Origin of the sequence: Vreelandella gomseomensis (genome assembly GCF_031451645.1) — a bacterium.
Taxonomy (GTDB): domain Bacteria; phylum Pseudomonadota; class Gammaproteobacteria; order Pseudomonadales; family Halomonadaceae; genus Vreelandella; species Vreelandella gomseomensis.
In genome coordinates this window covers 182,824-203,832 of the sequence record NZ_JARWAI010000003.1, presented here as the reverse complement: position 1 = coordinate 203,832, position 21,009 = coordinate 182,824, and the positions used below count along the sequence as shown (strand labels likewise).

20 protein-coding genes are annotated in these 21,009 nt (G+C 61.5%); 7 read left to right on the top strand and 13 right to left on the bottom strand.

The annotated features are described in order from the left end of the window. The first annotated feature begins 16 nt into the window (after window positions 1-16). From QC815_RS05065 to phoR, 4 genes are all read left to right on the top strand, one after another. Window positions 17-532, top strand: a complete 516-nt coding sequence (locus QC815_RS05065; RefSeq protein ID WP_230445501.1) for a chorismate--pyruvate lyase family protein — start codon at window positions 17-19, stop codon at window positions 530-532. 35 nt (window positions 533-567) lie between these two features. After that, window positions 568-1,476, top strand: a complete 909-nt coding sequence (gene ubiA / locus QC815_RS05060; RefSeq protein WP_230445502.1) for a 4-hydroxybenzoate octaprenyltransferase — start codon at window positions 568-570, stop codon at window positions 1,474-1,476. A gap of 78 nt (window positions 1,477-1,554) precedes the next feature. Continuing rightward, complete coding sequence (phoB, locus tag QC815_RS05055) at window positions 1,555-2,244, top strand: phosphate regulon transcriptional regulator PhoB (protein WP_230445503.1); 690 nt, start codon at window positions 1,555-1,557, stop codon at window positions 2,242-2,244. Window positions 2,245-2,246: 2 nt separating this feature from the next. Next, window positions 2,247-3,569 carry a phosphate regulon sensor histidine kinase PhoR gene (gene phoR, locus QC815_RS05050; RefSeq protein ID WP_230445504.1) on the top strand — a complete coding sequence of 441 codons (1,323 nt, stop codon included), beginning with the start codon at window positions 2,247-2,249 and terminating at the stop codon, window positions 3,567-3,569. A gap of 475 nt (window positions 3,570-4,044) precedes the next feature. On the opposite strand, the gene cysZ is transcribed toward phoR, so the two are convergent. The 6 genes from cysZ to QC815_RS05020 all read right to left on the bottom strand — a co-directional run bounded on the left by cysZ (window position 4,045) and on the right by QC815_RS05020 (window position 9,956). Further along, window positions 4,045-4,773: a sulfate transporter CysZ gene (cysZ, locus tag QC815_RS05045; RefSeq protein ID WP_309767286.1), complete on the bottom strand. Its 729-nt coding sequence runs from the start codon at window positions 4,771-4,773 to the stop codon at window positions 4,045-4,047. 82 nt (window positions 4,774-4,855) lie between these two features. After that, on the bottom strand, window positions 4,856-5,584 hold the full coding sequence (gene phoU, locus QC815_RS05040) for a phosphate signaling complex protein PhoU (RefSeq protein ID WP_230445506.1): 729 nt from the start codon (window positions 5,582-5,584) through the stop codon (window positions 4,856-4,858). A 28-nt stretch (window positions 5,585-5,612) separates the two neighbouring features. Beyond that, a complete protein-coding gene (gene pstB / locus QC815_RS05035) occupies window positions 5,613-6,428 on the bottom strand; it encodes a phosphate ABC transporter ATP-binding protein PstB (protein ID WP_230445507.1) in 816 nt (271 codons plus the stop codon). Then, window positions 6,422-7,819 carry a phosphate ABC transporter permease PstA gene (gene pstA, locus QC815_RS05030; RefSeq protein WP_230445508.1) on the bottom strand — a complete coding sequence of 466 codons (1,398 nt, stop codon included), beginning with the start codon at window positions 7,817-7,819 and terminating at the stop codon, window positions 6,422-6,424. The genes pstB and pstA overlap by 7 nt, the downstream gene beginning before the upstream one ends. Continuing rightward, window positions 7,816-8,928, bottom strand: a complete 1,113-nt coding sequence (locus tag QC815_RS05025; protein ID WP_230445509.1) for an ABC transporter permease subunit — start codon at window positions 8,926-8,928, stop codon at window positions 7,816-7,818. The genes pstA and QC815_RS05025 overlap by 4 nt, the downstream gene beginning before the upstream one ends. Before the next feature lie 101 nt (window positions 8,929-9,029). Beyond that, window positions 9,030-9,956, bottom strand: a complete 927-nt coding sequence (locus QC815_RS05020) for a PstS family phosphate ABC transporter substrate-binding protein (RefSeq protein WP_230445510.1) — start codon at window positions 9,954-9,956, stop codon at window positions 9,030-9,032. Between the two features lie 133 nt (window positions 9,957-10,089). On the opposite strand from QC815_RS05020, the gene QC815_RS05015 reads away from it, so the two are divergent. Beyond that, window positions 10,090-10,503: an acyl-CoA thioesterase gene (locus QC815_RS05015; RefSeq protein ID WP_230445511.1), complete on the top strand. Its 414-nt coding sequence runs from the start codon at window positions 10,090-10,092 to the stop codon at window positions 10,501-10,503. Between the two features lie 76 nt (window positions 10,504-10,579). Here the strand turns inward: QC815_RS05015 and QC815_RS05010 are convergent, their stop codons facing one another. The 4 genes from QC815_RS05010 to hexR form a co-directional block, all read right to left on the bottom strand. Next, window positions 10,580-11,674: a TRAP transporter substrate-binding protein gene (locus QC815_RS05010; protein WP_230445512.1), complete on the bottom strand. Its 1,095-nt coding sequence runs from the start codon at window positions 11,672-11,674 to the stop codon at window positions 10,580-10,582. A gap of 98 nt (window positions 11,675-11,772) precedes the next feature. Beyond that, window positions 11,773-12,252, bottom strand: coding sequence for a phosphate-starvation-inducible PsiE family protein (locus QC815_RS05005; RefSeq protein ID WP_089701450.1), 480 nt, complete (start codon window positions 12,250-12,252; stop codon window positions 11,773-11,775). A 64-nt stretch (window positions 12,253-12,316) separates the two neighbouring features. Continuing rightward, a complete protein-coding gene (gene uvrD / locus QC815_RS05000; protein WP_309767280.1) occupies window positions 12,317-14,515 on the bottom strand; it encodes a DNA helicase II in 2,199 nt (732 codons plus the stop codon). A gap of 246 nt (window positions 14,516-14,761) precedes the next feature. Continuing rightward, the gene (hexR, locus tag QC815_RS04995; protein WP_066316464.1) at window positions 14,762-15,616 is read right to left on the bottom strand and encodes a transcriptional regulator HexR; all 855 of its coding nucleotides are present in this window, start codon (window positions 15,614-15,616) and stop codon (window positions 14,762-14,764) included. Between the two features lie 253 nt (window positions 15,617-15,869). Between hexR and QC815_RS04990 the strand changes: the two genes are divergently transcribed. Next, the gene (locus QC815_RS04990) at window positions 15,870-16,088 is read left to right on the top strand and encodes a PA3496 family putative envelope integrity protein (protein WP_230445514.1); all 219 of its coding nucleotides are present in this window, start codon (window positions 15,870-15,872) and stop codon (window positions 16,086-16,088) included. Window positions 16,089-16,197: 109 nt separating this feature from the next. Here the strand turns inward: QC815_RS04990 and QC815_RS04985 are convergent, their stop codons facing one another. Both QC815_RS04985 and QC815_RS04980 read right to left on the bottom strand, forming a co-directional pair. Next, a complete protein-coding gene (locus tag QC815_RS04985; RefSeq protein WP_230445515.1) occupies window positions 16,198-17,541 on the bottom strand; it encodes a sodium-dependent transporter in 1,344 nt (447 codons plus the stop codon). A gap of 163 nt (window positions 17,542-17,704) precedes the next feature. Then, complete coding sequence (locus QC815_RS04980; protein WP_230445516.1) at window positions 17,705-18,559, bottom strand: DUF72 domain-containing protein; 855 nt, start codon at window positions 18,557-18,559, stop codon at window positions 17,705-17,707. Between the two features lie 206 nt (window positions 18,560-18,765). Here QC815_RS04980 and hglS point away from each other — a divergent pair, with 206 nt between their 5' ends. Continuing rightward, a complete protein-coding gene (gene hglS, locus QC815_RS04975) occupies window positions 18,766-20,163 on the top strand; it encodes a 2-oxoadipate dioxygenase/decarboxylase HglS (RefSeq protein WP_230445517.1) in 1,398 nt (465 codons plus the stop codon). Here hglS and QC815_RS04970 read toward each other — a convergent pair. After that, window positions 20,110-20,904 carry an IclR family transcriptional regulator domain-containing protein gene (locus QC815_RS04970; RefSeq protein WP_230445518.1) on the bottom strand — a complete coding sequence of 265 codons (795 nt, stop codon included), beginning with the start codon at window positions 20,902-20,904 and terminating at the stop codon, window positions 20,110-20,112. The two genes, hglS and QC815_RS04970, sit on opposite strands and share 54 nt — an antisense overlap. Window positions 20,905-21,009 lie beyond the last annotated feature (105 nt).

Below are 21,009 nucleotides of genomic sequence, written 5' to 3'. Positions count from 1 at the left end.
CGCGCTGCGCCCGGCCATGAGCGCCGCGTGGTGGCAGTGGGTGGCGTCCACGGATTCATTGACGGCACGCCTGGTGGCCGCCGGCGGCGAACGGTCGTTTCGCGTGCGGCTGTTGCGCCAGGGCGTGGGTCTCCCCCAGCCCCATGAGGCCCAGGCGTTGGGCATGGCGGCCAGGCGCTATGCCTGGCAGCGCGAGGTTGCCCTGTGCGTGGACGAGGCCCCCTGGGTCGTGGCGCGCTCGGTGGCACCTCTTGAAACCCTGCGCGGCCAGGGTTTGGAGCGTCTGGGCGAGCGGTCGCTGGGCAGCTGGCTGTTTCGCCAGCCGGATCTGGTGCGTGGGCCGCTTTACGCCACGCGACAGGCGCCTGAATTTACCTACCCAGGCGATGAAGACGTCACTAGCCAGTGGGGGCGGCGCTCGGTTTTCCAGCACGGCTGTAAGCACGGCTGTAAGCACGGTGGGCTATCGCTACTGGTGCAGGAATATTTTTTATCGACCATGGCGGATGATCTTGCGCTGCCTTCGCGCTAGGCTAACGCTGCGTCTCTTGGATGGATGAGGTAAGCATGGATCGTTCTCTACTGCGGCCGATAGGAATGGGTCGCCTGATGGATTTTATTCGGCTGATGCGGCTGGATCGGCCCATCGGTACCTGGTTGCTGATGTGGCCCACGCTCTGGGCCTTGTGGGTGGCCGCTGAGGGCGTCCCGGGGCGCAGCGTGCTGCTGGTCTTCATCGCTGGCGTCTACGTGATGCGCGCGGCCGGGTGCGTGGTCAACGATTACGCCGACCGCCACCTCGATGGTCACGTCAAACGCACCAAGCATCGTCCCCTGGCCACCGGGCGGATCAGTGAGACCGAGGCGCAGCTGCTGTTTATCGGGCTGGTGGTCGCGGCGTTCATGCTGGTGCTGTTGACCAACTGGTTTACCGTACTGTTGTCGCTAGGCGGCGTGGTGCTGGCCTTCATCTACCCGTTCATGAAGCGCTATACCCACTTTCCTCAGGTGGTGCTGGGGGCGGCGTTCTCCTGGGCGATTCCCATGGCGTTCGGCGCAGTGCTCGGGTATGTGCCGGTGGAAGCATGGCTGTTGTTCCTGGCCAACGTGCTGTGGACCGTCGCCTACGATACCCAGTACGCCATGGTCGATCGCGACGACGATATCAAGATTGGCATCAAATCCACCGCCGTGCTGCTGGGCCACGCCGACCGCTGGGTGATCGGGCTGCTGCAGCTCATGACCCTGGCGCTGCTGGCCTGGGCGGGGGCGCGCGTGGGGCTGGGCGGCTTTTTCTGGCTGGGGCTGGCGGGAATGGCGGCAACCTTCGTCCACCAGCAGCGGCTGATCCGTCACCGTGAGCGCGACGCCTGTTTTCAGGCGTTTTTGAATAATCACTGGTCGGGTCTGCTGGTGTTTGCCGGGATTGTGCTGAGTTGGTGGCCAGCGGCTGGCGAATCCCTGGCAATGTCATAGAATTGTCATCAAGTCATGGTGTCATCGTCATTGATCTGTCACTGGATTTCTTTCTATCGAACACCGTGAGGCTCCGGAATGACTGCCAAGACCGTCTTGATCGTCGATGATGAGGCATCCATTCGCGAGATGATCGCGGTGGCGCTGGAAATGGCTGACTATCGCGTACTGGAAGCGGAAAACGCCCAGGATGCCCATGCCATGGTGGTTGACCACCAGCCCGACCTGCTGCTGCTCGATTGGATGATGCCAGGAACCAGCGGCATCGAGCTGGCGCGTCGGCTCAAGCGGGAAGAAGCCACCGCTGAATTGCCGATTATCATGCTTACCGCCAAGGGTGAGGAGGATAACAAGATTCAGGGCCTGGAAGCCGGCGCTGACGATTACATTACCAAGCCGTTTTCCCCCCGCGAGCTGGTGGCGCGCCTCAAGGCCGTGCTGCGCCGTGCGACCCCTCGCGGCGTTGAGGATCCCATCGAAATTAACGGCCTGTTGCTCGATCCGGTGAGTCACCGGGTCAGCGCCTACGGCAAAGCGCTGGATATGGGGCCCACCGAATACCGCCTGCTGCAGTTTTTCATGACCCACCAGGAAAGGGCCTACACGCGCAGCCAGCTGCTCGATCAGGTGTGGGGAGGCAATGTCTACGTGGAAGAGCGCACCGTTGACGTACATATTCGCCGGTTACGCAAGGCGCTGGGTGATGCGCATCAGAATCTGATTCAAACGGTACGCGGTACCGGTTACCGCTTCTCCGCGCGAGCCTAACCGTGCGTTTGTGGAGTCGTGAGCTGTGGCGCCTGATCGGTTGGACGGCGCTTGGTATCTGCCTGGGGTGGCTGGTCGGCATGCCGGGCCTGGGCCTTGCCGGCGGCTTCGCGGTCTGTCTGACCTACCACCTGCGGCAGCTGCGCGCTGCGTATCGCTGGCTAACGCAACGCCCCCAGGATGAACCGCCCGCCGCTAACGGCCTGTGGGGCGAGCTGTTTGACCGCCTCTATCGCTACCAGAAAAGCCAGCGGATTACCCAGAACCGCCTGCGCACGACCCTTGCGCGTATCCAGGAATCCTCCGAGGCCATGCGCGACAGCATCGTGATGCTCGACCACCATGGCGACCTGGAGTGGTGGAACAGCGCTGCCACCAACATGCTGGGTCTGCAAACGGCCCACGACCGTGGTCAGCACATTACCAACCTGTTGCGTGATCCGCGGTTTATCAGTTACTTCAACGCCCGCGACTACAGCGAGCCGCTCACCCTGACCTCGCCGATCGATGAACGACGTATCCTGCAGTACCAGATCACCCTCTACGGTGACGATGAACGTCTGGTGATGGCCCGTGATATCACCCGGCTGCATCAGCTGGAGCAGATGCGTCGCGATTTCGTCGCTAACGTCTCCCATGAGCTGCGTACGCCGTTGACCGTGCTGTCCGGCTATCTCGAGACCTACGGCGAGCTATCCGACCAGCTACCCCCTCGCCTGGGGCGTGGCATCGAGCAGATGCAGGCCCAGACGCAGCGTATGCAGAACTTGGTCAATGACCTGTTGCTGCTGTCGCGGCTGGAAATTGACCAGGGCGGGAAAGATCACCAGCCCCTGGATGTGGCGGCCCTGTTGAACAACGTGGGGGCCGATGCGCTGGCGCTTTCCGACCACCAGCATACGCTTGATATCGACATCGACAACGTCGCACAGCTGGTGGGTAGCGAACAGGAAATCCGCAGTACCGTTTCCAACCTGGCGTTCAATGCGGTGCGCTATACGCCGCCAGGCAGTGCCATTACGCTGCGCTGGAAAGCGTTCGGTTCAGGCGCCTGTATCGAGGTGAGCGATAACGGTGAGGGGATCGACCCCGTGCATATTCCCCGTCTCACCGAACGCTTCTATCGCGTCGACAAGGGCCGTAGCACCGCGACCGGGGGCACCGGTCTCGGGCTTGCCATCGTCAAGCACGTGCTGCTGCGTCATGACGCCCAGCTACAGATCGATTCACACCCGGGGGAAGGCGCCCTGTTCCGCTGTGTCTTCCCGGCTACCCGCCTCGTGACCCCCGCTGCGCCGACGCACAACGTCTCGTCCGTTACCTAGTTTGCTCGGCTTGTTTGCCCGGCTCACCGCTGGGTAGTCGCGCCACATGTGTCATAACGACCCATGCCAAGGGTATCCAAATGTCACGCTCGGGGCCCTAAAATGCCTTTGCGTTTTAATTATAAGTATCTGTAAAGATGATTAAAAAAATGAATGTCGGGCAACTGGCACAGTAGCTGCTTTATAATCTTCAAGACAGTGACTCCGCATTGTAAGATGCAGACAACTGTTGATACTTTTCTTTACGAAAATTGGAAAAGTAACTACACTTAGATAGTGAACCGATGCAGGGCAAGGATGTCTTGTGTTAACAGGGATGATTGAAGATTCATGGAATGAATCAAGAAGGCGGTCACACTGCCAGTCAGGGTAACGTCCACGGTTGGAGTCCCGCAAAAGGATTGGAAGCTGGTACGCATCACCGCCTAAAAATGATCACTGTCGAAGACCCCGCCACGGCGGGGTCTTGTTTTTGCTAGCGGCTCATTGCCTGCCCATCACGGTAATGGTCGTCCCACATCAGCACGGCCCCGGCCACGGCCCCGGGAATCAAGAACAGGTTGGCCAGCGGAATCCAGGTCAAGAGCGTCACCACCCCACCGTAGCTCAGGCTTTGCCACCAGCGCGCCGACAGGCGTCCGCGCATGTCGCGAAACGAGACCTTGTTGTTATCCATCGGATAGTCCAGATAGGTAATGGCCATTACCCAGGCGGAAAACAGTGCCCACAGAATCGGCGCCAGCAGGTTGAGCCCCGGGATCCAGCCGATCAAAAACAGCAGCGCCGCACGGGGCAGGATATATCCCAGCTTGACCATTTCGCGACCCAGCGCATCAACGGTCGTTTTGGCGAGCCCCCGGTCATCCTTAGGTTCGCGACCGGTGACTTGAACTTCAACTTTAGCGGCCAAGAAACCGTAAAAGGGCGCTGCAATCAGACTGGTCACCAGCGTGAACGTAAAAAATACCACGACTAACAGGCTAATGACGAAAAGAGGCCATATAAGCCACGACAGCCAATCAAGCCAGTTAGGTACCATGCTCATCCAATGCGCCAGCCAGCCATCAAAGCGGCTAATCACAAAGCTGAACATGCCGACATAGACCAGCAGGTTGACCAGGATGGGTAAAAAGACATAAAGCCTCAGCCCAGGCCCGTACACACAGCGTGTACCTCGGCTGATGGCAGTGACCGCGTCTAGCATGGCAGCGGATGACTCCTCGTTGATCGCAATTCCCTGGCTGCCGCGCAGCCAGGGCGTATTGCATGAGGAATCCAGCGTCAGGTCAAGACTTTTTCGGTGCCGCCTGCTGATCCAGGGTGTCGGGATCGGTATGGCGGATATCCAGCCCCTTGACGAGATAGACGACGTGTTCGGCCAGGTTGTTGGCGTGGTCACCGACGCGCTCCAGCGCACGCAGTACCCACATGATGCTGAGTACCGAGGTGATCGAGCGCGAATCCTCCATCATGAAGGTCATCAGCGAGCGCATGGCGCTGCCGTACTCGCCGTCGACAAACTCATCCTCGCGAACGACCTGCATGGCAAGCTCGGTATCGAAGCGGGCAAACGCCGTCAGCGAATCGCGCAGCATCTTGCGGACGTGTTCGCTGATGTGACGAACCTCGACCAGCCCGCGCACGGTATTGCTGTTTTCGCTCAGCGTCAGGGCGTTGCGGGCGATCTTGCTGGCCTCGTCGCCAATCCGTTCGAGATCGGACGTGGCGCGGATGACTGCCAGCACCAGGCGCAAATCCGAGGCGGCAGGCTGGCGGCGTGCCAGCACGCGGGTGCATTCATCATCGATTTGCATTTGCAGGTCGTTGACCTGGCGGTCGTTATCGCGGACCTTTTCGGCCAGCCGCGAATCGTTTTCCAGCAGGGCAAAAACGGCATCCTGCACCTGCTTTTCCACCATCCCGCCCATGGCCATCAGGTGGGTCTTGAGCTCTTCCAGCTCCTGGTTGAACTGGCGCGAGATATGCGTGCTGTGGGTATCGCTGGTAATGTCCATGGAGCCCTCCTAACGGGGTTGCGGCAACCTAAGCCATGCGGCCGGTTATGTAGTTTTCGGTTCGTTGTAAACGAGGATTAGTGAAAACGTGGTCGGTGGGGCCGTACTCCACAAGCTCACCCTGTTGCAAAAAGGCGGTGTAATCGGACACCCGGGCCGCCTGCTGCATATTGTGAGTCACCAATACTAACGTTAGCTGAGATTTCAGATTACGGATCAACTCTTCGATCTTGAGCGTGGAAATGGGATCCAGCGCCGATGCAGGTTCATCGAGCAGCAGGACATCGGGCTGAACCGCCAGGGTACGGGCGATCACCAGGCGCTGCTGCTGCCCGCCGGACAGCTGCCAGGCAGAATGATGCAGACGATCCTTGACTTCATCCCACAGCGCCGCCGAAGTGAGCGCCCACTCGATGATGTCGTCCCGCTGGCGCTTGGCGAGTCGCTTCTGCAGGCGCAGGCCAAAGGCCACGTTTTCGTAGATCGACATCGGAAAGGGATTGGGGGTTTGAAACACCATGCCCACCCGCCGCCTGAGCTCTGTCAACTTCATGTCTGCGGCATGAATGTTCTGCCCCTCCAGGGTGATATCACCGCTGTGGCTGACCGACTCATTCAGGTCGTGCAGCCGGTTGATGGCCCTTAACAGGGTCGACTTGCCACACCCTGAAGGCCCGATGAAGGCCGTTACCCGATGCCGGGGCACCTGCAGCGTCAGCTGCTGCAACGCCGGTTTCCCCGCATAGGCGAGGCTGAACCGGTCAATGGTCAGGCAGCGCTGATCCGCAGGAAAATGCGTCACCGGCGCCTGGGTGGCGTGATCGACATGTCGGGGTGCTAGCATTCGCTTCCTCGCTGACGACGTAGATGATGACGCAACAATATGGCAGTTAGGTTAAGCACCAGCACAATCAGCACCAATAACAGGGCGGTGGCATACACCAGGGGGATAGCCGCCTGGACATCCTCGCCGTGGAAGGCGGTGTCGAACAGATGATAGCCAAGGTGCATGAACTTGCGCTCCAGGTGCAAGTAAGGGAATTCCCCGTCGAGGGGCATTTGCGGCGCCAGCTTGGCTACGCCGACCAGCATCAGGGGCGCCACCTCGCCAGCCGCCCGCGCCACCGCCAGAATCACCCCGGTCAACATGGCCGGCGTGGCCATGGGCAGCACGACACGGGTCAGCATCTCAAGCCGGGTGGCGCCCAGCGCCACCGCACCTTCACGCTGCGCGTCGGGGATGCGGGCAAGCCCTTCCTCGGTGGCCACGATCACCACCGGCAGCGTCAGCAGGGCCAGGGTCAACGACGCCCATAGCAGGCCGCCGGTACCAAAAGTCGGTGAGGGCAGTGCATCGGCGAAGAACCACTCGTCCAGCGAACCGCCAATGCCGTACACGAACACCCCGAGTCCGAAAACGCCATAAACGATCGAGGGCACCCCCGCGAGGTTGCGTACGCCGACACGCACCAGCCGGGTGAGCGGCCCCTGGTGGGCAATCTCGTTGAGATAGATGGCGGCCAGCACGCCAAATGGGGTGACGATCACCGACATCACGATGACCATCAGCATGGTACCGAAAATGGCGGGCCATACGCCGCCGCCGGTATTGGCGGCCCGTGGCCCCTGACTCAAGAACTGCCAGACGTCGCTTCCCCAGGCGCCAAGCTTTTCCCCCAGGTGCATGGCGTTGGGCGCTTCGGCGCTGATCACGGTGGCCAGCGACTGGCGCAGCGTCTGCCCCTGGGGCGTGCGCAAGGTAAGCTGATAGCGGGCGCGCTGCGCGGTGGGCAGGGACAGCGCCTGCTGAACCTGCTGCCAGGCGTCATCGCCGGTAAAGCGCTCGCCATTGACCTCCACTGCTTCCAGGTAGCCGATAAAGTCGCCCCAGGTGCGCCGCTCCAGGCGAAGCAGGTTCTCAGGCTGGGCCTGCCGGGCAATGGCGTCGGTGGCGACCCAGCGCCAGCGAGCGTCGTCGAGGTCGCGATTGCCCGTGAAGTAGAGCCGTTCGCTGCCGGACTGGTCGGGAAGCGGCATGTCGCGCACGGCCTCGCCGGCCACCACGTCGCCGCTATTCAGCGTCACCTCGGTCAACGCCGCCGGCCAGAAATGCCCCAGGCCACGGGTCAGCAATAACGCGAGCAGGGCGCCCAGCATGAGCAGCGAGAGCGCGACGCTGCCGGCACATAGCCAGGGCCATACGCCCTGCTGCAGAGCGTTTTTCAACCAGGTCACGCGCCACCCCCCATGCGCTGATAGCGTCGCCGCAGCCGTTGACGCACCACTTCCGCCAGGGTGTTGACGAAAAAGGTGAACAAAAACAGCACCAGCGCCGCCAGCACCAGCATGCGATAGGTGACGCCGCCCACGGTGGCTTCGGGCAGTTCAATGGCGATGGCGGCCGCCATGGTGCGCATGCCTTCGAAGGGGCTGGCACTCAGCAGCGCCGTATTGCTGCTGGCCATCAGCACGATCATGGTTTCTCCCACCGCTCTGCCCGCGCCGATCATGACGGCGGAAAACAGCCCCGGCCCCGCGGCGGCAAGTGCCACCTTGATCACCGCCTGCCAGCGGCTGGCGCCCAACGCCTGGGCGCCTTCCATCAGCGGGCGGGGCACCTCGTTGAGCGCGTCTTCGGCCAGCGAATAAACGCTGGGGATCACCGCGAAACCCATCGCCAGGCCGACAATCAGCGCATTGCGGGTCATGTAGTCGAGTCCAAAGGCGTCATACAGGTAGCGGCGAAGGTCGCCGCCCCATAGGGCCTGCTCGACCAGCGGGGTTGACCACAGCGCGAGCATGCCCATGGCGACAAGCCAGGGAATCAGCCACAGCGCCGCCCATGAAAGGGGCAGGCGGCGCTGCCAATGGCGACTTGCCAGATGCCAGAGCATGCCCGCGAGCCCTGCGCTGAGCGGCAGCCAGACGATGACCACCAACGTGCTCGCCAGGTGCCGCTCGACCCAGGGGGCAAGCACCATGCCGGCAATAAAGCCGACGACCACCCCGGGGATGGCCTCCATCATTTCCAGCGTCGGCTTGATGCGGCTGCGCAGCCGCGGCGACATGAAAAACGCCGAGTAGGCGGCCGCCCCCAGCGCCAGCGGCAGCGCAAACAGGAGTGCCATCAGCGCGGCTTTCAGCGTGCCCCAGGCCAGCGGGGTCAGCATGCTCAGCGAGCCAAGCTCCTCGTCCAGCAATAGGGGAGCCGCTTCCCACAGCAGAAATACCCCGATGCCCAAGACCGCCAGCAGCACGCCGATGCCCCCGGCGGTGATGAGCGCCGTGGCGATGCGGTCTTGCAAGTGGCGAAGCGGCTGGGATGAGAGCCGGGCGCGGGTCATGTGACGATCATGGGCAAGTCAGCGATGGGATCGGCGTGTGGGATAGCATGAAGATTCCTCACGTTACGTGACCTTTATGACAGATAAGTGACAGTGCTGGGTTACCATGCCCGCTGCGCCTCCAGGGTGTCCATGGGCAAGGGAACGAAACCCGCAGCGCGGGTAATCTGCTGGCCCTCGGCGGACATGACCAGGTTCAGAAACGCCCGCTCCGCCGGGGGTAGCGGCGCTTCAGGCGGTAAATTGACGTAGATATACAGGTAGCGCGATAGCGGGTAGTCGCCATTTTGAATGGTCGTGTCGCTTGGCATCACCGGGCGACCCTGGCGGTTGGATAGCGGCAGTGGCCTTACCGAAGGCGTCAGATGGTTATAGCCCGAGTAGCCCATGGCTCCATAGGACTCGCCAACGGCGGCCACGACCGCCGAGGCCCCCATGTGCTTGCTGACCTTGGGTCGGAAGTCGCCGTCGCACAGCACACGCTGACGAAACACCCCGTAGGTGCCCGAGGTAATATTACGCCCATGCAGGGCAATGGGACCCCGGGGGCCCGTGTCGCCCTCGGCCAGTGTCTCCCAGTGCGCTATCGGCGCACGGCCACACGCCTGGGTGGACGAAAAAACCGCATCCACCTCGTCGAGCGAGATGTCAGGCAGCGGGTTATGCCGATGGACGATGACGATGAGTGCATCGCGGGCCACGCGCAGCTCGAGCGGAGGATAACCATAACGCTCGACAAAGGCGTGGCGTTCGTCGTCGGTCATGGGGCGCGACATGGGCCCGATGCGCGTCGTACCGGCCAGCAGCGCCGGGGGCGCGCTGGCCGAGCCGCTGGCTTGGAACTGAACGTTGATATCCGGGTATCGGGTGGTCAGCGCCTCGCCCCAGCGCAGCATCAGCCCGGCCATGGTATCCGAACCCACTGCCCCCAGGGTGCCGCTCACCGAAGGCCCCTGAGGCTGGGCCCAGCCGGCTGGCGGCAGGCTCAACAACAGCCAGGCCAGGCCCAGGGCGGCGGCATATTTCATGCGTACAGCGAAACCGTTACTATTCAATCGAACGCTCTCTTGTGATTAACTAGCCGTCTATTGCGATGCAACAAGGTGCGCCTTTGATGACGCCCTGATTTTCACAATAATAAACCGACAAAGCGACCGACACATGACACTGCTGGATACCGATTTGGACGATGTGCCTGCTCCCCAGGGACAACTGAGCCTCAAGCTGCTGGCCTCGCGCCAGGATACCAATGTTTACGGCGATATTTCCGGTGGCTGGCTGGTCAACCAGATGGACCAGGCGGCGGAGCTGGCGGCCGGCCGGGAGGCCGGCGGTCGAACCGCCACCGTCGCCATCGAGGCGATGGATTTTTTAAGCCCGGTGCGAGTAGGGTCGGTGATCAGCGTCTACACCCAGCTCCAGGAAGTGGGGCACAGCTCGATGACGATCGACGTCGAGGTATGGGTGCGCGCGCCCCACGAGCGGCATGTGGACGAGCGTCAAAAAGTCACCGAGGCGCGTTTCGTGATGGTGGCGCTGGACGACAACGGCCGTATCCGCGCCGTGCATGGCTAGCCAGAACAAGACCGGAAAAACAAAAGGGCGCTTGGTCGAGCGCCCTTGATGCCTGCCTACTTCTGCCGTTGCCCGCTTAATCGCGAACGTTGTCACGACTCTTCAAGTAGGCGTATTCGCCTACGTCGCTGAAGGGGCGAACGGTTTTCTGGAACGCCGCATAGGACTCGTATACCCGACGTGATTCCTCGTCGTCGTCTACCTGACGCTGAATGGCGTCCTGTGAGCTTTGGTAAAGCGCTGCCATGACGTCGTCGGGGAAGGTTCGCAGCTTGACGTCGTGCTCGTTCACCAGGGCCTCGAGGGCCTGGGCGTTACGGAAGGCAAACTCGCTGTACATGGCCAGGTTCGAGGCACGGGCGGCTTCGGTGACCACCGCCTGGAGATCCTCGGGCAGCGCGTTCCAGGCGTCCAGGTTGATGGTGCCTTCCAGCACGGCCGAAGGCTCGTTCCACACCGAGGTGTAGTAGTAGTCAGCCACCTGGTGCAGACCGAAGGCCAGGTCGTTGTAGGGTCCGACCCAGTCGGCGGCATCCAGGGCGCCGGTTTGCAGCGAAGTGAATATCTCCGACCCCGGCATGTTGACGGTGCTCACGCCGATGCCGTTCATGGCTTCACCAGCGAGGCCCGGCAGGCGCAGCTTGAGACCCTGCATATCGTCCAGCGAGTTGATTTCTTTCTTGAACCAGCCCGCCATCTGCGGCCCGGTGTTGCCCACCGCAAAGGGTTTCAGATTGTGCGCCGCGTAGATCTCATCCCACAGCGTCTGACCGTCGCCGTAGTAAAGCCAGGCGTTCATTTCGGTGGTGGTCATGCCAAAGGGCACGGCCGTGAAAAACTGCGAGGCGGCGACCTTGCCGCGCCAGTAGTAAGACGCTGAATGGCCCATTTCCGCCGTGCCGGCGGCGACCGCGTCAAAGACTTCGAGGGCAGGCACCAGTTCTCCGGCGCCGTGAACGCGGATCGTCATGCGGCCGTTGGAAAGCTGTTCCACGCGGCGGGCAAAGTCATTGGCGCCGGTGCCTAACGCGGGAAAATTTTTTGGCCAGGAGGTGACCATGTCCCAGGTGTAGGTCTCGTCAGCGCGCGCACGTGACGACGATACGAACGGGGCAGCAGCGGCCCCTGCGACGCTAAGGCTTGCGGTTTTGAGGAAGTGACGGCGTTGCATAGTGAGCAAGACTCCAGAAAGTATCACGCTGTTGTTATCGCGGCGGGGTGTCCGCCTGTCAGTATGCGTTAAAGCGAATTTTGCCAGCAAGTCTACCGTCAGTCATCGCTTGCGTCTTTCATACGGTTGGCATGACGAACCAGCCAATAGGTACCCCCCAAGGCCAGCCCCGCAGCGGCCAGTGAGGCAATTTGCCAGGGGTCGATGGTTTCCATGTCCAGCACCATGAACTTGCGCACCAGCGCCATGATGGCAATCAGCACCACGATTTCGACGTGGATAAAGCCTTTGCCGCTGGTCATTGTGCGGATGATGGAGTTGTTGAATTCCATGGCAATCAACACGGTGAGAATCATGTCGAACAGGGCTTGAAACACGCGGTAGTCGAAGGGGTCGCGACTCTCGATAAACAACAGCTGCACCACGTGAATCACCAGGTAGTACATGGCGACCAGCACAGCGCCGCCGATGGCCAGCGCCAGTACCAGTGAGATAATGCGTTCGAAACGATGGTAGCCGCTAAGTTCTGACCAGCCGTTACACACTTCAGGAAATAGGCGTTTCAAGCGTTGTTTCATAAGGCCCTCTAAACGGCGCCCGGGGGCGTGAGTAATGACGCATGAGCGATGGGTCGTGAGTGGTTTACAGCGGCGTTAGCTTAGCAAATCCCAGCACCAGCCATTTGACGCCTTCGCCCTCAAAGCTGACCTGCACCCGGGCGCGGGGGCCCTCGCCTTCCGCGTTAAGGATAACGCCCTGGCCGAACACCGGGTGCTCGACTCCCTGGCCGACGTGCAGGCTGGGCAGATCGTCATGGCTCTCGACGCGTTGCTGGGCGTACGAAGGGCGCGAGGCGGTGACCGGGCGTGACACATGCCCGCGCAGGCGCACTTCTTCGAGCAGGTGCGGGGGTAATTCGCGCAGAAAGCGCGACGGGCGCGGAAACACTTCCTTGCCGTGCAGGCGGCGGGTTTCGGCGTGGGTGAGGTAAAGTTTCTGCATCGCCCGGGTCACGCCGACGTAACACAGGCGACGTTCTTCCTCGAGCCTGCCCGGTTCCTCCAGGGACATCTTGTGGGGGAACAGGCCTTCCTCGACGCCGGCGATAAACACCACGGGAAACTCCAGCCCCTTGGCCGAGTGCAGCGTCATCAGCTGCACGCTGTCTTCAAACTCCTCGGCCTCGTGGTCCCCGGCATTGAGCGCCGCTTCGGACAGGAATGCCTCCAGCGCGGCCATGCCTTCACCGGCTTCCGGGGTTTCGAAGGCATCGCCGTGGGTGAAGGCCCGGGCGGCGTTGACCAGCTCCTCGAGGTTTTCCACCCGCGCCTGGCCTTTCTCGCCGCGTTCGCTCTTGTGATGTTCGATCAGGCCGGTACGCACGGTCACGTGGTCGATGATGTCGTGCAGGGCGAGCCCGGCGGCGTCGTTATCCAACTGCTCGATCAGGTTGGCAAACGCCTGCACGGCGTTGCCTGCGCGGCCTTTCAGCGTACCGTCGTGAATTGCGTCGTGAAGCGCCTGCCACAGCGGGATGCCCTGTTCTCGGGCGCGCAGGCGAACGATTTCTACCGTGCGAGTGCCGATGCCCCGGGTGGGCACGTTGATCACCCGCTCCAGCGATGCATCGTCGTCGCGATTGAGCAGCAGGCGCAGGTAGGCCAGCGCATTCTTGATTTCCAGCCGCTCGTAGAAACGGTGGCCGCCGTAGATGCGATAGGGCATGCCCTGGCGGATCAGCGTTTCCTCCAGCAGCCGCGATTGGGCATTGGAGCGGTAGAGAATCGCGATATCACGCCGGTTGAGCCCTTCGTCGACTTTTTCCTTGATGGTGTCGACAATGAAGCGGGCTTCTTCAAGGTCGTTGAAGCCGGCGTAGATCGAGATGGGTTCGCCTTCGACGCCGTCGGTCCATAGCTGTTTGCCCATTCGTTCGCTGTTGTGGCTGATCAAGGCGTTGGCCGCATCGAGAATCGCGCTGGTCGAGCGGTAGTTCTGCTCGAGGCGGACGGTGTGGGTCTGGGGAAATTCCTGCTCGAAGCGGCGGATGTTCTCGACCTTGGCCCCGCGCCAGCCGTAGATCGACTGGTCGTCGTCGCCGACCACGGTCATCGGCGTTTGCATGCCGGTGAGCAGCTTCAGCCAGGCGTACTGGAGCGTGTTGGTGTCCTGAAACTCGTCGACCAGCAGGTGACCGAAGCGCTCGCGATAGTGGGCCAGCAGCGCCGGGTTGTCGCGCAGCAGTTCCAGGCTCCTGAGCAGTAGTTCGCCGAAGTCGACCAGCCCGCCGCGCTCGCAGGTGAGCTGATAGCGTTCATAGAGCTCGACCATCTGGCCCAGGTAGCCATCGCCGTCGACATTGACCTGATGGGGGCGCAGGCCCTCTTCCTTGCAGCCGGAAATGAACCCTTGCACCTGGCGCGGCGGGAAGCGTTCGTCGTCGATGGCGTAGTCTTTGAGCAGCCGTTTGACCAGCCGCAGCTGGTCGTCGGCGTCGATGATCTGGAAGTGTTGCGGCAGCCGCGCATCCTGCCAGTGGGTACGCAGCAGGCGGTGGGAAATCGAGTGGAAGGTGCCCACCCAGACATGGCGCAACGAGATACCCAGCAGCGCTTCCAGCCGGGTACGCATCTCGCGCGCGGCCTTGTTGGTGAAGGTTACCGCCAGCAGCGCGTAAGGCGACAGCCCCTCCGCCTGCATCAGCCAGGCAATACGGTGCACCAGCACCCGCGTTTTCCCAGAGCCCGCGCCTGCCAGTACCAACAGGTTGCCCTGAGGGGCGCTGACCGCTTCGCGCTGGTCGGAGTTGAGCTGATCGAGTATCGCCGTGACGTCGTCCATATAAGCCGCTGCCGGGTCGAAAAATGGGCCGTCAGTTTAGCACAGCCAATGAACTGGCTGTGTATACAGGCATGGCATTTGCACGACTCAGTGCCGAGGGCAGGTCTCCGCGAGGGCGCTGTGAACCCATCCCTGGGCGCTACTTTCGCCATCTGACCGCCATGGATGGCGGAAATGCCGGAAATGTCGGGAATATTTTCCGGCCATGGCGAAAAACCCTCGCTTCAACCTGCCCTCGGACATGGGTTAGGAGTCTTCCGGGAAACGCAGCGAGTTAAGGCTCTTCTTCACCGACTTGAGCTGCTCGGCGAGTTTCGGGCCACGGGTCTTGGCGACGCCCACCGCCAGCACGTCGACCAGAACCAGATGCGCGATGCGCGAACTCATTGGGGTATAGATTTCGGTGTCTTCGTGCACATCGATATACAGCGGCAGCGTGACTTCTTCGGCCAGCGGCGAGTCGCTGGGGCACAGGCCAATCACCGTCGCCCCCGCTTCCCTGGCCAGGCGAACGCTGGCCACCAGCGCCTTGGTGCGCCCGGTTTGCGAAATGGCCACCACCACATCGCCTTCCTTGAGCGTCACCGCCGACATGTTCTGCATGTGGGGGTCGGCATAGGCGGAGGTGGAAATCTGCAGGCGGAAAAACTTGTGCTGGGCGTCAAAGGCCACCGCCCCTGACGCGCCGAAACCGTAAAACTCGACGCGGTTGGCCATCGCCAGGGCATTGACGGCGCGGCCCAGGGCATCGTTGTCCAGGCGGTCGCGCACCGAGAGCAGCGTGCCCACCGTCGAGTCAAAAATGCTGTGGGAGAACTCGGCGACCGAGTCGCTATCGTTCATCGAGAACTGGGCAAACTGGCTGCCGGTGGCCAGCATCTGCGCTAGCTGCAATTTAAAATCCTGGAAACCGTTGCAGCCCAGGGCGCGGCAGAATCGCACCACCGTTGGCTCGCTGACCTTCGCCTCGGTGGCGAGATCGACAATCCGCATGTGGATGACTTCTTCCGGATTGCGCAGGACAAACCGTGCCACTTTCTGCTCGGAGCGTCGAAAGTGCTCCATGCGGCGTCTCATTTCATCAAACAGGGCGCGACTCACGTGTGGCTCCTTTAATCAAGCGGCGTAGCGTTATGTGCCAGGCGTGCGCCCAGTATGCCTGAGTGACGCACTGAATGGGCAATCATTGTATTGCGCCTGGGTGGACGGCAGCGGCGCCAGACGGTTGTTTCTCGAGCTGGTCATCATTTTGTCAAGTAGGCTATAGTAAAAAATGAAGTGCCGCACTGCATCATCCAACAGTCGTCACCGATGCAGGTGGACGAAGGCATATTCACCTGGAGGAACGTCGATCATGCGAAACGTCGAACGGATCACCTCGTTCAAGAGCGAATTGCTCGATATTTTCATGAGCATGGAAGTGGACGAACACGCCGAGCGCCGTCGTAGCGCCGCACAACGTAATCTGCGCGCACGGCGGGGGATAGAGCTGCACCGGGAGTTTCAACAGCTGTCGCGGGATATCGCCCCCTTGCCGGACGCAGACGAACGGCAAGAGAGCGAACTGCACTGAACTGATCAACCTCCCCAACGGCCAGACGGCTTGACCGGCCGGGCCGTTGCAGGAACGCTCATCAAGGCGCGCAGCGCCCTGCGCCAAGCAGGGCACGAGTGGCCGGTGGTTAGAGAATGCCGGCCAGGAAGACCGCAATCACGCCAATCGGCGCGATAAAGCGCGCGACGATATTCCAGACGCTGAGCCCTGTTGCGGACAGCGCCAGTTCCTGCTCGACGCTCTTGCGATCCAGGCACCACGCGACAAACACGACGGCACCGAGGCCGGTAAGCGGCAGCAGAATTTTCGCGGTGAAGGTATCCAGCAAGTCGAAGATGTTCAGTCCGAAGAACAAGACATCCGACCATAGGTTGAACGACAGCAGCGCTGCGACACCCAATAGCCACACCACAATGCCGCTGACCAGCGTCGCGGGAACCCGTGACAGCGAGGTGCGCTCTTCAAGCATCTCCACTGTGGGTTCCAGCAGCGAAATCGCCGAGGTCAGCGCGGCAAACGTCAGCAGCAGGAAGAACATCAGCCCGAGTACGACACCGCCGGTCATATTGCCAAACGCGATAGGCAGGGTGACGAAGATCAGCCCCGGGCCTTCGCCAGCGCTCAAGCCATTGGCAAACACGATGGGGAAAATCGCCAGACCGGCCAGCAGCGCAATGGCGGTGTCAATAATGATGACCGTGCGTGCCGTGCTCAGCAGGTTGACGTCTTCGCCCAGGTACGAGCCGTAGGCCATCATGATGCCCATGCCCAGCGAGAGCGTGAAGAACGCCTGGCCCATGGCGGCCAGCACCACACCGCCGTCCAGCGCGCTCCAGTCGGGGCTGAACATGAACGCCAGCGTTTCGCCGAAGTGGCCGGTGGTCATCCCATAACCCACCAGAATCAGCATTAAAATGACCAGGGCGGGCATCAGCGAGCGCACGGCGCTCTCCAGCCCCTTGGTCACGCCGCGGGCCACAATGCCGATGACCAGCAGCATGAAGGCGCTATGCCAGAGCAGCAGCGTGCCGGGGCTGGCCAGCATGCCGTTAAAGATCGCGCCAATGCTGTCGGCATCCTGGCCGCTGAAGGTGCCAATCACTGAACTCAGCGTATAGTTGAGCGACCAGCCGCCAATCACGCTGTAGAACGACAGGATCAGAAAACCGGCGAGAACGCCGCTGATACCGACCAGCGCCCACCCCTGGGACTTTCCACTTTTCCTGGCCAGTTCGCGCATACTGTCGATGGGATTTTTCTGGCCGCGCCGACCGATCATCCATTCAGACAGTAGAATCGGCACGCCCACCAATGCCACGCAGGCAAGGTAGACCAGCACGAAGGCTGCACCGCCGCTTTCCCCGACCAGATATGAGAAGCGCCATATATTCCCGAGGCCCACCGCAGAGCCTGCGGCGGCGAGCACAAAGGCCATTTTTGATGACCACTGTGCATGTGCAAGTTTTGCCATACATCACCTGTTAATTAATTGATTGTAATGAGTCGTTGTCGGCGCGTTGCACCGCGTTTCGAAAGCAGCATGGGCAGAGGATTGCCCGCGTGATGTTTCGAAAGTACGCGCAATTTATCCGATCAGTGGCGTGCATGCCAGTCAGCTGCTCCAAAAAGCCGGGTCAAAACAGTTGGCTCTGCTTCTCATCCGCAAAGTCACCCAGGGGCGGCAGCGGGGTGTGCGCCCGGAGGTCGTTATACAGCCGGCGGGCGAGGCTGGGGGACTCTCGGTTATCGGCAGTATGCACAAATAAAAAAGGGGTTTTCCCCTGATTTATCCACAGGGAGAGCTGCGATTTCCAGGCGTTGAAATAATCAATGTTGATCGTTTTGTCAACATGCCCGATAAAACGAATCACAGGATGATTCGCTGTTGAAAGCACGTGTAATGGGACTTTCGGCTTTTCCTGCTGGGCATGGGCAAGGCCTGGATAGCCATCTGCCGAGGTCGAGAACAGCGGGCGCACATCGAGCATCACGCGGTTCGCCCGATAAGTTATCAACAATCGGTTAAGGGCCTTCTCGGCCGCGCCCTTGTGGAAAAACTCAGGGTGGCGGATCTCCACCGCGCAGGCGAGATGGGTGGGCCAGGCGGCCAGCAAGGCTTCCAACTTGGGCAGTTCATCCGGGCCAAAGTCGCGCGGTAATTGAACCATGGTGGGACCCAGACGATCGTGAAGCGGCGCGAGGGCGGCTAAAAACGCCCAGGCATCCTCGAGGCGCGTCAGCCGCTGGTCGTGGGTGACGCTGGCCGGCAGCTTGAAGCAGAATCGAAAGTGCGCGGGTGCCTGGCGTGCCCAGGCGGCCACCGTTTCCGGCTTGGGCGCACCGCTGTAGAAGGTGGTGTTGCCTTCGACGCTGGTAAACACCGCCGCATAATCGCTGAGCAGTTCGGTCTTGGCGTGGCGCGGATAAAGCGTGCCCTGCCAGTCCTGGTTGGACCACATGGGCAAGCCGATATAGAGCGGGCACGTCATGGTGTGAAGCCTGCCTCAAGGAAGATGGCCGCTTAATGTAGCAGCCGGGCGGTTAACGTCCCAGTGCTTGTCCGGCGGGCAAGGTGCTCTGATGGCATTTTGATGAAGCTATGGGCGGAAAATATACAATTATCGGCAAAACAGGCGCGTTACTATCGTATCAAGCTCTTGCTTACCCGGTTCCCATTGCTTCCAAGGAGCGCACCATGAGCGCAGCGCACGTCAGCAGCGACGACATTCGCGATCAATTTTCCAAGGCCATGTCGGCCATGTACCAGCAGGAAGTCCCGCAGTACAGTGCCCTGCTGTCGCTGGTCGCCTCGGTGAACGAGGCGGTGCTGGCCGCGTCGCCGGCGCTGCGTGAGACGCTCGACGCGCATGGCGAGTTGGCCCGCCTCGACGTGGAGCGACACGGGGCGATTCGCGTCGGCACGCCCAAGGAGCTTACGCTGCTGCGGCGCATGTTCGCGGTGATGGGCATGCTGCCCGTCGGCTACTACGATCTGGCACCTGCCGGCGTGCCGGTTCACTCCACGGCGTTCCGCCCGGTCGACGATGCGGCGCTGTCGCGCAACCCTTTTCGGATCTTCACGTCGCTGCTGCGCCTGGAACTGATCGAGGATCCCGAGCTGCGCCAGCGGGCTCGCGAGATTCTGGATGCACGGCGTATCGTGACCCCGCAGGCCGAGGCGTTGATTGAAACCTTCGAGCGTCAGGGCGGGCTAGACGCCGAGCAGGCGGCGCAGTTTGTCGATCAGGCGCTGAAAACGTTTCGCTGGCACGACCAGGCCACGGTCGATCTGGGAACCTATCAGCGTCTGCAGCAGGCGCACCGCCTGATTGCCGATGTAGTGTGCTTCAAGGGGCCGCATATCAACCACCTGACCCCGCGCACCCTGGATATCGACGAGGTACAGCGGCGCATGCCCCAGGTGGGCATCGATCCCAAGGCGATTATCGAAGGGCCGCCGCGTCGTCGGTGCCCTATTCTGCTGCGCCAGACCAGCTTCAAGGCGCTGGAAGAGCCGATTGCGTTTGCCGATGCTGCCCAGGGCCACCACACGGCGCGCTTTGGCGAAATCGAGCAGCGCGGCATCGCGCTCACCCACACAGGCCGTGCGCTGTACGACCGCTTGCTTGGCGAGGCGAAACAGGCTGCGGAGGCGGATAACGCCGCGCACCAGGCCCGTTTAGCGGCGGTGTTTGACGCCTTTCCGGATGACGAAGCGACGCTCCGGCGCGAAGGGTTGGCGTTTTTCCACTACCACGCGGTACCTGGTGCACAAGTGGCCGAGCCGGTCGATGAAGGTGACGTTGAGCGGTTGATGGCGCAAGGCGCGCTGACCGCCACGCCGATGACCTACGAGGACTTTCTGCCGGTCAGCGCGGCGGGCATTTTCCAGTCGAACCTGGGTGACAACGGCCAAAGCGGCTACGCTCAGGATGCCAACCAGCAGCAATTCGAGCAGGCGCTCGGCGTGCCGGTCACCGATGAAGTCGCCCTCTACGCCAAGCGCCAGCAGGCATCGCTCGAGCAGGCGCTGGCGCAGTTAGCTGGAAATGGTGGTGCGAATGAGCCGGGCTTTTTCCAGCAGCAGCGGTAAGTGTCGTTCCATCAGCGTTTCAAGATCGACCCGAGCGGCATTGGTGCTGATGTTGATGGCGCCCAGGAGCTTGTCGTTGGCATCGAAGGCGGGCACGGCCAATGACCGCAGGCCCGGATCGAGCTCCTGATCGGCAACGGCGTAGCCTTGCTCACGCACCTTGCCAATGCACTGCTTGAGGTCGTCTTTTTGGGTAATGGTCTTGTCGGTGTAGCGGGTTAACGTCAGCCGTTCGAGGTAGGCGTCGAGTTCGGCGTCGGGAAGCTGAGCGAGTAAAACCCGACCCATCGACGTGTGGGCGGCGGGTAGCCGTGTGCCCACCGACAGGGTAATGCCCATCAGGCGATGCGGGGCGGCAGAGCGGGCCACGTAGGTGATATCGTCGCCATCCAGGACGGCAAGCGAAGAGGACTCACCGCTCTCTTGGGTAATATCTTCCAGATACTGCTGAATGACGCTGCGGTAGTCATTGGCCGACAAAAAGGCATAGCCAAGCTGCAGCACGCGCGGCGCCAGCTCAAAGTAGCGCTGCTGCTTGCGTACGTAGCCCAATGCGTGCAGCGTCAGCAGGAAGCGTCGCGCCTTGGCGCGATTCATGCCGGTGCGCGAGGCCACTTCGCTCAATGTCATCCGCGGGTGCGCATCGTCAAACGCCAGGATGACGTCCAGACCGCTGGCAAGCGCGGTGACAAAATCGCGGTCATCGGGATCGAGTTTGTCTTCCTGAGCCGTTGCGTCCATGGGGTCGATAGGCCATTCAGAGGGATTTAACCGCGCAATATAACACGCTGTTCGAATAACGAACAAATGAGCACGTTTGCACCTCCCGACGGATAACGTCGTATT